Here is a 10,666-nt window from a genome sequence, read left to right as displayed (position 1 = left end):
GCCGCGGTCAGAGGGCTTCGAGCTCGGCGCGCTCCGCGTCGTGCTCGTCGAGGGTGCGCTCGGCCAGGGCGCGCATCTGCTCGGCGGAACCTTCCTGTCACCGGTGACAGGAAGGTTCCCTTGCTCCGTAATGGAGTCTGGTGCGGAGGGGTCGGTGGGCGGCACGACGTTATGGCATGCGAAATACCCGGAGGCGGCTTGGCGACTCCGGGTGGTCTTCGATGTTCGTCTGTCGGCTGGAACGCTCGGGTCAAGCTCCTTCGGCGATGGCACGGACCAGAATGTTCGGACGCGGCCGCAGCGTCGCTGCTTGGTACGCCTGTCGAATGGTGGAGAGGGCGGCGTCGGGCCGCTGCATGACATCGACGGGCAGGATCTGCACGACTGCTACGCCATGCGTCGCATAACGGGTGTTCCGCCTCGTCGTCGCGGCGAAATCGGCTCGCGACGAGTGGTATGCGAACGAATCGAATTCCACGGCGAGGCCCACGTCGTCGAACCACGCGTCGGGCATTCCGACGTAGCGGCCACCTTCGTCGAACAGCGACGTGTTCCACGAAGGTTCGGGCAGGTCGGAAGTTCTGATCAGTTCGAAAACCCGGAGCTCGGCGACGGAACGAACATCGGCCGTCATGGCCCGGAGAATCTCGCGCGGCAGCCCGGTCCCTCGTCGCGATCCTCGTTCCATCTCCTCGCTGAGAGCTCGAGGTGAACAACCCGGGGCCCGCTGGATCGCTTCGACGAGCAGCGCTTCCGTCGAGCGGCGGGACTGCCAGGTGCGGGCAGCATCCATGACCGCCCGAGCCGCGGGAGCCACCGGGATACCGTCGATGATGATCGGTGGGGGCGGGCGTGTGGTGCGCTCGAATCTGACCAGATCGCTGCTCTGGATCTTCTTGCCGTGCGGGATGAGGACGTGGACCGGAGCGGTCTCGTCCGGGGTGTCGAGACCGTGCATCCGGGCCGCGTGCATTCCGGTGACCATGGCGGACGGGCCGGCCCGCAGTAGTGCAGCTGTGATCAGATCATCCGTGGTGGGCGGGCCCGGCATGACCAGGACGATGCCGGGGAGCAGCCGTGTCCACGGCCCGTCGACGCGTCCGCGTCGGTAGCTGGTCGACTGCGAGACGCCGAGCTTTTCCAGTTCGGAGACATGGAAAACGCGGCGGGGCGATGACTGGAGAGCGTGCTGGTTGATCACTGTGGATGACATGTGATCACTATCGGTCATGTTCGGTGTGGTGGCGGGGCGCTCATTCGCCGGTGTGTCGGCCGGGCCTGCACCTCATGAGGCGGACGGAGCAAGGGAACCTTTCTGCCACGGGTGACACGAAGGTTCCCTTGCTTGCCCGCGGTTGTTCGGGGTGGGTTGAGGGCGAATCACCAGGGAACGCATAGCTCGCTCTCAGCCTGATGGCGCACTGTCGGTTCATGGCTGACGACGATTTCGCAGGTGCCGGTGGCCGTTTCGCAGCGGATGCGCCACCGGGGGGTGGCTACGGGATGACCTCGGCGTCGTGGGAAGCGGGCGGTTCGCAAGGCCGGCGGCCGGATGTTCCTGAACCGGGTGAAAAGCGATCGCGCTTCGCCGGCCTCTCGGCCGGCACGGTCGCCGTGGCTCTGCTCGCCGGATTCGTCGGGGGTGCTGCCGGGTTCGGCGGCAGCTTGTTGTTGGGGTCATCGGATGGCTCCGGCTCGCCGACATTGAGCCAGCACGATTCCGCCGTGGGCACGCAGATCAGCGCGCAGAGCGGAACCGTCCAGTTCGCAGCGGAGAAGGCGTCGAAGAGCACCGTGGACATCGCGGTGTCGTCGCGTTCCGGTAGCGCGGAGGGCACCGGGGTCGTGCTGACCGCTGACGGCTACGTGCTGACGAACAACCACGTCGTGAGCAGCGGTGGAGACATCTCGGTCACCTTGCCGAACGGGAAGAAGGCGAGCGGCCAGGTCATCGGAACCGCCCCCTCCTACGACCTGGCGGTGATCAAGTTGGATGGGGTCGGCGGGCTCACCGCGGCCGAGCTGGGCAGGTCTTCGGATCTTGCGGTCGGGCAGGCGGCGGTGGCGATCGGCTCGCCGCTGGGGCTGGAGGGCACGGTCACCTCGGGCATCGTGAGCGCGTTGGACCGCACGGTGGAGGTGTCGTCCGACAACGGCCAAGCGGTCGTCTACAACGGTATCCAGACGGATGCTTCGATCAACCCGGGTAACTCGGGCGGCCCGCTGGTGAATCTCGACGGTCAAGTGATCGGGATCAACTCGAGCATTCAATCGAACACGTCCAGCGAGTCCAGCGCGGGCAACATCGGGTTGGGGTTTTCGATCCCGATCGACACGGCCAGCAGGGTCGCCGAGGAGATCATCAAGTCGGGCGTGGCGATGAAGCCGCAGCTGGGTGTCACCGGCGTCGATGGCGAGGCGGGGAACGCCGTGATCAGCAGCGTCAGCGCGGGTTCGGCCGCCGAGAAGGCGGGGCTTCGCCAAGGCGACACGATTCTCGAGGTGAACGGCAAGGCGGTCAGCGCGTTTTCGGACCTGATCGCTCAGATCGGGTCGAGCGAGCCTGGCGGGAAGGTGACGCTCACGGTCGGCGATGCGCAGGGCGGTAATGCCCATCCGGTCGAGGTCACGTTGGGAAGCGTGCGGGATTCGGAGCCGGAGACGGCCACGCAGCGCCCAGGGGCGGAGAGCCCGTACCAGTGGCCAGGTGGACAGCTCCCGTACGGCCGCTGACGGGGCGAGCAAGGGAACCTTCCTGTCACCAGTGACAGGAAGGTTCCCTTGCTCTCATCGGTGGGGGTGGGTGGGGCAGTGGGTTTCCACCCCCGGCATCACCCCGTCGACCAGGTACCGCGCCGCGGCCGTGTCGAGGCAGTCGTCGCGTTGGCTGGCGAAGGCGCCGTGGGAGCGGCTGCCGTCGAGGACGACGAGCCGGGATCCGGGGAGCCGTCGTTGCATGCGCCGCGCGCCGTCGAGGGGCGTGGTGGGGTCGTGTTCGGCTTGGGTGAGCAGCACCGGCGGCATGTCGGGGTGTCCGAGCCGGGTGGTGTCACGAGGTGGTGTCCAGTAGGCGCAGGTGCCGGCTTCGATTCCGGTGAGGACGGGTTGGGGGTCGGCGGCGCGCAGCGCGCGGATGGAGGCGAGGACGTCGGCGGGCCGGGGTCGGGTGCTGTCGGCGCATTTGATGGTGCGCAGCGCGGATTCGTAGTTGTGGTCGTCGGCTTCGGCGGGGCGCAGCGGGGTGTCGTCGCCGGTGTGGACGTAGTGGCTGAGTGCGTGGGCGAAGGGTTCCCAGCGTTCGGTGCGGGAGAGGGTGCGGTAGACGACGCGGTCGAATTCGTCGGGCCCGTAGGTGTCGTGGGGGAGTGCGGCGCGGGTGTCGAGGTAGTGCTGCCGGACGGTGCGGCGGTCGTCGCCGAGGCCGAGCCGGGGATGGGCGGCGATCCAGTCGAAGAGGACGTCGCGTTGTTCGATCATGGCGAAGGCTTGCCGGGTGTCGAAGTCGTGCCAGTCGTCGGGGCTGACGACGCTGTCGAGGACCATGCGGCCGACGTGCCGGGGGTGGTGGGCGGCGTAGGCGGCGCCTAGGTAGGTGCCGTAGGAGACGCCGAGGTAGTTGAGGCGTGGTTCGCGCAGTGCGATGCGGATCCGTTCCATGTCGTGCGCGGTGTTGGTGGTGTTGATGTGCGCGTGGGCGGGGCCGATGGTGCGCGTGCAGTCGTCGGCGGTGGCCTGCAGTCCGCGCAGGTGGGCGCGTTCTTGTTCCGTGGTGGTGGGGACGGGGTCGGGTCGGGGGTGTTGGAAGAGTCCGCCTGCGGGGCCGCAGTCGACGGGTGCGCTGCGGCCGGTGCCGCGCGGGTCGAATCCGATGATGTCGTAGCTGCGTCGGACGGCGGCGGGGAGTTTGGGGCGTTTGCTCTCGGCGTAGTCGGTGCCGGTGCCGCCGGGGCCGCCGGGGTTGACGAGCAGTGCGCCGCGTCGTTCTTCGGGGGGACCGTCGGCGGGGATGCGGGTGAGGGCGATGGTGATCTGCGGCCCGCTGGGATCGGCGTGGTCCAACGGCACCGTTAATCGTCCACATTGGACTGCTGGGTTGTCGGTGATGCTCTCCGGACAGGGGCCGAATCGAGGGTCCGGTGCTGCGGTCGCGGCGGGGACGGGCGCGAGGGTCGCGAGCAGCAGGGCGAGCAGCGGGAGGGCGCTGCCGCGACGCGAGATGAACACGCTGAGTGACTCCAGTGCTACCTGAATGGGGTTTGCCAACATGTATTGAACATGATTATCGTTACCGTCCGCTAGTGGCAAACCATGCGGAGGAGTCGGAGTGGGTCACCTGCTGATGGTGGAAAGCTGGGTCGGGGCGATGAGCACGCTGCTGCCCAGAGGAATCCGGGACGGGGGCCACCGCTTCAGCTTCCTCACCCGGGACGTGCACCACTACCTGCGAGCCTGGGACCGGCCGGGCGCCCACCCGCTGCTCGGCGCGCAGAACGTGCTCACCGCCGAGACCAACGACGTGCCGTCCCTCGTGGAGCACGTGGCGCGGCTGCAGCCCGCGCTCCGCTTCGACGGCGTGCTCACCTCCTGCGACTACTACCTGGGCGCCGTCGCGCACCTCGCGCAGCACCTCGGTCTGCCCGGATCGCCGCCCGAAGCGGTGGAGCTCGCCTGCAACAAGGACCGGACCCGGCTCGCGCTGCGCGAAGCCGGTGTCCCCGGTCCCGCGTTCGCGCTCGCCGACACCGCATCCGGGCTGCGCGAAGCGGCCGCCGCCCTCGGGTTCCCGCTCGTGGTCAAACCGGTCGACCTGTGCGCGGGCATGTTCGTGCGCAAGGTGTCCGACGAGGCCGAGCTCGCCGAAGCCGTCCGCGATCTGGAGGGCTTCCCGGTGAACGCCCGCGGCCAGCGCCGCAGCCGCACCGTGCTGCTGGAGGAACTGCTCACCGGTCCCGAAGTCAGCGTCGAAGCCGTCACCTCGCACGGCCGGACGACCGTCATCGGGGTGACCGACAAGAGCGTCGGCGGCGCGCCCTGGTTCGTCGAGACCGGGCACATGTTCCCCGCCGCCCTCGACGCGGACATCGAACGCGCCGCCACCTCGACCGCCGTGGACGCCATCGCCGCGCTCGGCCTCGACAACACCGTCACCCACACCGAACTCAAGCTCACCCCGGACGGGCCGCGCATCGTCGAGGTCAATCCGAGACCCGCGGGCAACCAGATCACCGAGCTGATCCGCCGCGTCACCGGCATCGACCTGCCCGCGGTGCACGCCCGGCTCGCCGCCGGAGAACGACCCGACCTCACCGCGCACGCAACCGGGGCGGGCAGTGCGGCCATCTCGTTCCTGCTGCCGCCGCGCACCGGCCCGATCCGGCACATCGCGGGCGCCGAACTGCTCGCCGGAACCGACGGCGTCGTCGACAGCGTCGTCAAGGAACCCGGGCACGTGGCAGGCGCCGCGACCAGCAACAACAACTACCTCGGCCACGTGATGGCCACCGATCCGGCACCCGGGGCCGCGCGCGCCCGCGCCGAGGCGGCCATCGGCTCGCTGGACGTCGTCTACGCCGAGGATCTGGTCACCGCATGAAGGACGCCTTCCTGTCACTGGACGGGTTCGCGGCGGCCGTGGGGGACGGACTCGCGGGCGACGAAGTCGCCGAAGCGGCGGTGAGCGTCGGATTCCTCACCCAGCAAGGCGTCCGCCATTCCGGGCGCGGTCGTTCCTACCGCAACCACGTGCTGAGCCTGCGCGTCGAGGACGCCGTCGGTTCCTGCGCGGTCGAACCGGGGGAGCTCACCGACGAGCAGGTCGTGGACTGCGTCGGCGCCACCGTCGGGCAGCTGCTGCGGCACCCGCTGCCCGCGGTGCGGATCGCCGTGCTGGACGCCTACCTGATGTGGCGGTTCCCGCACCGCGAGCACGCCGAGCAGGTAGCCCTGGATCGCGGCAACTCGCTGCAGAAGTCCTTGCAGCGCGCCGAACTCGTGGTGGACCTGCTGCCGGAACGGGCGAACCGGGTGCTGGTGGTCGGCGTGGTGAACTCGCTGCTGCACCGGCTCCGCGACCGCGGCCTCGACTACGTCCCCTGCGACCGCAAGGGCGGCAGCACCGAGTGGGACGAGCCGATCGTCGGCGATGCCATGGCCGCCGTCGACGGCTGCGACGCCGTGCTCGCCACCGGGATGCTCGCCGCGGGCGACACGTTCGCCCCACTGCTGGACCACGTGCGCGGCACCGGAAAACCGCTGGTCATGTTCGCCCAGACGGCGAGCGCGATCCTGCCGTGGTTCATCGGATCGGGCGTCACCGCGGTCTCCGCCGAGCCCTACCCGTTCTTCTGGCTCGACGGCGGACCCGGCTCGATCTACCGCCACCGCACCCCGATCACCCCGCCCGGGAAGGACACCCGTTGATCGACGTGAGCACGAGCCCGGCCCGCACCCCCAACCCGGAGCTGCTGGAGCTGATGCGCGACACCCCGGTCACCAGGGTCAGCACCCCGCTGCCGGACCACCACCCCGGATTCTGGGCGAAGCTGGAATGCCTCGGTGCAGGCGGCATGAAGGCGCGCGCCGCGATGTCCATGCTGCGCGGCGCCCGAGCCCGCGGCGAACTGCGCCCCGGCGCGCCCGTGGTCGAATCCACCAGCGGCACCCTCGGCGTCGGACTCGCCTTCGCCGGTCAAGCGCTCGGCCATCCCGTCGTGCTGGTCGTCGACCGGGAGCTGGAGCGCAGCATGCGGTCGCTGCTGCGCGCGCACGGCGTCCGCACCGAAGTCGTCGACCGCCCGCACCCCGTCGGCGGCTGGCAGCAGGCGCGGCTGGACCGGGTGCACGAGCTGTGCGCGGAACTGCCCGGCTCCTACTGGCCGGACCAGTACAACAACCCCGACAACCCGGCAGGCTACGAACAGCTCGCCGAAGAGCTCGTCGCCCAGCTCGGCACCGCCGACACCCTCGTGTGCAGCGTCGGGTCCGGCGGGCACAGCGCGGGCGTGATCCGCACGCTGCGCAGGCACTGGCCGCGGCTGCGCCTGATCGGCGTGGACACCGTCGGCTCCACGATCTTCGGGCAGCCGGCGCGGCGGCGGCTCATGCGCGGGCTCGGCAGCAGCATCTTCCCCCGCAACGTCGCCTACCCCGAATTCGACGAGGTGCACTGGATCGGCCCCGCCGAAGCCGTCGACGCCTGCCGCAGGCTCGCCGCGCACTCCTTCGTCAGCGGCGGCTGGAGCACCGGGGCGGTCGCGCTCGTCGCTGCGTGGGCGGCGCGCCGGGAGCCCGGATCGCAGGTGGTCACGGTGTTCCCGGACGGGCCGCACCGCTACCTCGACACCATCTTCGACGACGAGTACTGCCAGGAGCACGGCCTGCTCGGCGGGCGTCCCGCGACGCGGCCCGTCGAGATCGCCGACGCCGCCGCGGTCGAAGTGCACGGCTGGGCCCGCTGCCGCGCCGTCCGCGACCCCGCCGAGTCCGTGGAGGTGCCGGCGTGAAGCTCAGCGCACGTACCGGAACCCTGCGGCTGCGCGAACCGTTCCGGATCTCCCGCTCAGTCATGCACGAACGGGACGCGGTGTGGATCGACCTCGAACACGACGGGCGGACCGGCCGCGGCGAAGCCGTCACCAGCGTCTACTACGACCTCGACGTGCCGCGCATCCTCGAGCGGCTCGAGGAACTGCGCCCGCACGTCGAGAACTGCGCGGACCCCGGCGCACTCCTCGCGGGCATCGCCGCATGGCCCGAGGTCGAACCGGGCGTGCGCTGCGCCGTCGACGCCGCCGCCCACGACCTCGCCGCGCAGAGCCGCGGCCGGACCGTGCAGGACCTCGTCGGCGCACCACCCGTCGGCAGCCCCGCCACCGCCCGCACCATCGGCATCACCGGCACCGACCAGGCCGTGCGCACCGCCACCGAGCTCACCGCACGCGGATTCCGCGTGCTCAAGGTGAAACTCGGCGACGGACCCGACGAGACGGCCCGCGTCGCCGCGGTCCGCGCCGCCGCCCCCGACGCGGAACTGCTGCTCGACCCCAACGGGGCGTGGGAACCCGACCGGGCGCTGCGGCTGCTCGACGAGCTCGCCGAGCACCGCATCGCCGCCGTCGAACAACCCACCCCGCCCGGCGATCCCGCCGAACTCGGCCGCATCGCCCGGCACAGCCCCATCCCCGTGATCGCTGACGAGGACGCGCAGAGCCTCGCCGACGTCCGGGCGCTCGGCTCCAGCGTGCACGGGGTGAACGTGAAACTGGCCAAGTGCGGCGGAATCCGGCCCGCCCTCGAGATCATCGACGCCGCCCGCTCCGCCGGAGTCGACGTGCTGCTCGGCTGCCTCGTCGCCAGCTCCCTCGGTATCGCGCCCGCCGTGCACCTCGCCGGGCACGCTCGCTGGATCGACCTCGACGGGCACCTGCTGCTCGCCGACGACCCGTGGGACGGCATCGGCGGCACCGGCGGGACCCTGCACATCACCGGCGAACCCGGGCTCGGCGTGCGGCCGAGGGCGGCCGCATGACCACCTGGCGGCTCATCCGCAGCTTCCCGCTGGCCGTGCAGGTGCTGCTGGTCAACCAGCTCGGCGTCAACATCGGCTTCTACCTGCTCATCCCGTACCTCGCCGGCTACCTCGGGCACGACCTCGGCATGTCCGCGGCGCTCGTCGGCGTGGTGCTCGGGGTGCGCAACCTCAGCCAGCAAGGGCTGTTCCTCATCGGCGGCAGCGCGGCCGACCGGCTCGGGGCGCGTCGCGTCATCATCGCCGGCTGCGCGCTGCGCACCGTCGGGTTCGGGCTGTTCGCCCTCGGCGGTTCGGTGCCCGTCCTGCTCGCCGCCTCCGTCCTCAGCGGACTCGCCGGAGCGCTGTTCAACCCCGCTGTGCGCGCCTACCTCGCACGCGAAGCAGGAGAGCGACGAGCCGAAGCGTTCTCCCTGTTCAACGTGTTCGCCAACACCGGTGCGCTGATCGGGCCGCTGCTCGGCAGCGCGCTCGTCCTCATCGGGTTCACCACCTCCGCGCTCGTCGCCGCGCTCGTGTTCGCGCTGCTCACCGCCGCCCAGATCGCGGTGCTGCCGCACCGGGACGTGCCGCCGTCGCGCGGCACCGTGCTCGGCGACTGGCGGGGCGTGCTCGGCGACAAGCGGTTCGTGCTGTTCACCCTCGCGCTGACCGGGATGTTCGCGCTGCAGAACCAGCTGTACCTGGTGCTGCCGATGGAAGCCGCCCGGCTCACCGGCTCCAGCGGCACCGTCGCCGCCGTGTTCATCGTGTCCACAGTGGCCGGTCTGCTGATGCAGGTGCGGATCACCCGGTACTTCCAGCGCAGGTGGCCCCGCGGCCGGGCCATCGCCGCAGGCATGGCGCTGATGGGGCTCGCGTTCCTCGCCACCCTCACCGCCGGGATCGTGCTGCCCGGCGCCTCCGCCGTGCCTGACCCGGTGGGCGTGCTGCTGCGGCTCAGTCCCGTGCTGCTCGCCACCCTCGTGCTCACCACCGGGCTGATGCTGGCGCAGCCCTTCGTCAACGACCTCATCCCCTCGTTCGGCCCCGAAGCGCTGTCCGGCACCTACTTCGGGGTCTTCTACCTGGCCTCCGGAGTCACCGCCGCTGCGGGCAACGCCGCCATCGGATGGATCAGCGACCTCGCCGGGAACACCGCGCCCTGGGCGCCGTCCGCGCTGTGCCTCGCGTTCGGACTGCTCTCCGCCGCCGCGATCGCCCTGCTGCACCGCCGCGGACTCGTCGGCCCCGCGCCCACCGCCCGAACAGGAGAGACCGCATGCGCGTCGACGCCAACTTCCTGACCGACAACCCCCGGCTCTACGAAGCGCAGTTCCCCGACCCCGAACACCTCGCCGCCCGATTCGTGCTCGACGTCCTCGCCCGCCACGGCCTCGAACGCGGGGCGCTGCTCGACGTCGGGTGCGGCACCGGCCGGGACGCCGCGCACTGGGCCCGGCACGGATTCCACGTCACCGGCATCGACAACTCGCCGCGCATGGTCGAGCACGCGGGCGCGCACTGCCCCGACGCCACCTTCCGGCAAGCCGACATGCGCGCATTCCGGCTGGATCGCACGTTCGACGCGATCACCTGCCTGGACAGCGCATTCCTCTACTGCCACACCGACGACGAACTCGATTCCTTCCTCCAGCGGTGCCGGGACCACCTCCGCCCCGGTGGGATGCTCGTCGCCGAAATGCGCAACGGCGCATTCTTCCTCGGCAACACCGAATTGCTCGACGGAATCCGCGAACGGACCGTCGAATGGGAAGGCGTGCCGTACCGGTCCCGCACTCGGCTGTGGATCGACCACGCCGAACAACTGCTGCGCCGGGAACGGGTGTGGGATTGGCCCGGATGCGAGCGCGAACTCACCCAGCGCTCGGCCTGGCGACTGCTCTTCCCCCAAGAACTCCGCCGCGTCCTGCGCCAAGCGGGCTTCGAGGTGCTCGACCTCTTCGACCACCCCGGCCCCCGAACCGAACCGGCCTGGCGCTCCGGCGCGCACCTCGGCACGTCCCTCGCGGGCGATCGGCTGCACCTGGTAGCCCACCGCCCCACCTGACCAGCGGGTGCGTGCAAGGGAACCTTCCTGTCACCGGTGACAGGAAGGTTCCCTTGCACGACGTGCGGGAGAACGCTTGCTCGGGGTTG

9 protein-coding genes are annotated in these 10,666 nt (G+C 70.6%); 7 read left to right on the top strand and 2 right to left on the bottom strand.

All coding sequences use genetic code 11. The features are described 5' to 3' along the window. Positions 1–250: 250 nt before the first annotated feature. Positions 251–1,213, bottom strand: coding sequence for a hypothetical protein (locus tag ABZ805_RS28360; protein ID WP_358446714.1), 963 nt, complete (start codon positions 1,211–1,213; stop codon positions 251–253). Between the two features lie 218 nt (positions 1,214–1,431). On the opposite strand from ABZ805_RS28360, the gene ABZ805_RS28355 reads away from it, so the two are divergent. Then, positions 1,432–2,733 carry a trypsin-like peptidase domain-containing protein gene (locus ABZ805_RS28355; protein ID WP_358446711.1) on the top strand — a complete coding sequence of 434 codons (1,302 nt, stop codon included), beginning with the start codon at positions 1,432–1,434 and terminating at the stop codon, positions 2,731–2,733. A 54-nt stretch (positions 2,734–2,787) separates the two neighbouring features. On the opposite strand, the gene ABZ805_RS28350 is transcribed toward ABZ805_RS28355, so the two are convergent. After that, on the bottom strand, positions 2,788–4,065 hold the full coding sequence (locus ABZ805_RS28350; protein WP_358446707.1) for an alpha/beta hydrolase: 1,278 nt from the start codon (positions 4,063–4,065) through the stop codon (positions 2,788–2,790). 259 nt (positions 4,066–4,324) lie between these two features. Here ABZ805_RS28350 and ABZ805_RS28345 point away from each other — a divergent pair, with 259 nt between their 5' ends. From ABZ805_RS28345 to ABZ805_RS28320, 6 genes are read left to right on the top strand one after another with little or no spacing between them, the layout of a single operon-like run. Further along, positions 4,325–5,593 carry an ATP-grasp domain-containing protein gene (locus tag ABZ805_RS28345; protein WP_358446704.1) on the top strand — a complete coding sequence of 423 codons (1,269 nt, stop codon included), beginning with the start codon at positions 4,325–4,327 and terminating at the stop codon, positions 5,591–5,593. Then, the gene (locus ABZ805_RS28340) at positions 5,590–6,420 is read left to right on the top strand and encodes a hypothetical protein (RefSeq protein WP_358446701.1); all 831 of its coding nucleotides are present in this window, start codon (positions 5,590–5,592) and stop codon (positions 6,418–6,420) included. The genes ABZ805_RS28345 and ABZ805_RS28340 overlap by 4 nt, the downstream gene beginning before the upstream one ends. A gap of 53 nt (positions 6,421–6,473) precedes the next feature. Next, a complete protein-coding gene (locus tag ABZ805_RS28335; RefSeq protein WP_358446717.1) occupies positions 6,474–7,502 on the top strand; it encodes a PLP-dependent cysteine synthase family protein in 1,029 nt (342 codons plus the stop codon). Continuing rightward, positions 7,499–8,527 carry a dipeptide epimerase gene (locus ABZ805_RS28330; protein WP_358446698.1) on the top strand — a complete coding sequence of 343 codons (1,029 nt, stop codon included), beginning with the start codon at positions 7,499–7,501 and terminating at the stop codon, positions 8,525–8,527. The genes ABZ805_RS28335 and ABZ805_RS28330 overlap by 4 nt, the downstream gene beginning before the upstream one ends. After that, the gene (locus ABZ805_RS28325) at positions 8,524–9,813 is read left to right on the top strand and encodes an MFS transporter (protein WP_358446691.1); all 1,290 of its coding nucleotides are present in this window, start codon (positions 8,524–8,526) and stop codon (positions 9,811–9,813) included. The genes ABZ805_RS28330 and ABZ805_RS28325 overlap by 4 nt, the downstream gene beginning before the upstream one ends. Then, complete coding sequence (locus ABZ805_RS28320) at positions 9,789–10,577, top strand: class I SAM-dependent methyltransferase (RefSeq protein WP_358446688.1); 789 nt, start codon at positions 9,789–9,791, stop codon at positions 10,575–10,577. Before ABZ805_RS28325 ends, ABZ805_RS28320 begins: the two co-directional genes overlap by 25 nt. Positions 10,578–10,666 lie beyond the last annotated feature (89 nt).

Origin of the sequence: Saccharopolyspora sp. NPDC047091, assembly GCF_040643635.1 — a bacterium.
Taxonomy (GTDB): domain Bacteria; phylum Actinomycetota; class Actinomycetes; order Mycobacteriales; family Pseudonocardiaceae; genus Saccharopolyspora_C.
This window is presented reverse-complemented; position numbering and strand designations above follow the sequence as displayed.

Coding starts and splice junctions, on each gene's coding strand:
- ABZ805_RS28360 (WP_358446714.1), bottom strand. CDS start 1,213: ATGTCATCCACAGTGATCAACCAGCACGCTCTCCAGTCATCGCCCCGC.
- ABZ805_RS28355 (WP_358446711.1), top strand. CDS start 1,432: ATGGCTGACGACGATTTCGCAGGTGCCGGTGGCCGTTTCGCAGCGGAT.
- ABZ805_RS28340 (WP_358446701.1), top strand. CDS start 5,590: ATGAAGGACGCCTTCCTGTCACTGGACGGGTTCGCGGCGGCCGTGGGG.
- ABZ805_RS28335 (WP_358446717.1), top strand. CDS start 6,474: ATGCGCGACACCCCGGTCACCAGGGTCAGCACCCCGCTGCCGGACCAC.
- ABZ805_RS28325 (WP_358446691.1), top strand. CDS start 8,524: ATGACCACCTGGCGGCTCATCCGCAGCTTCCCGCTGGCCGTGCAGGTG.
- ABZ805_RS28320 (WP_358446688.1), top strand. CDS start 9,789: ATGCGCGTCGACGCCAACTTCCTGACCGACAACCCCCGGCTCTACGAA.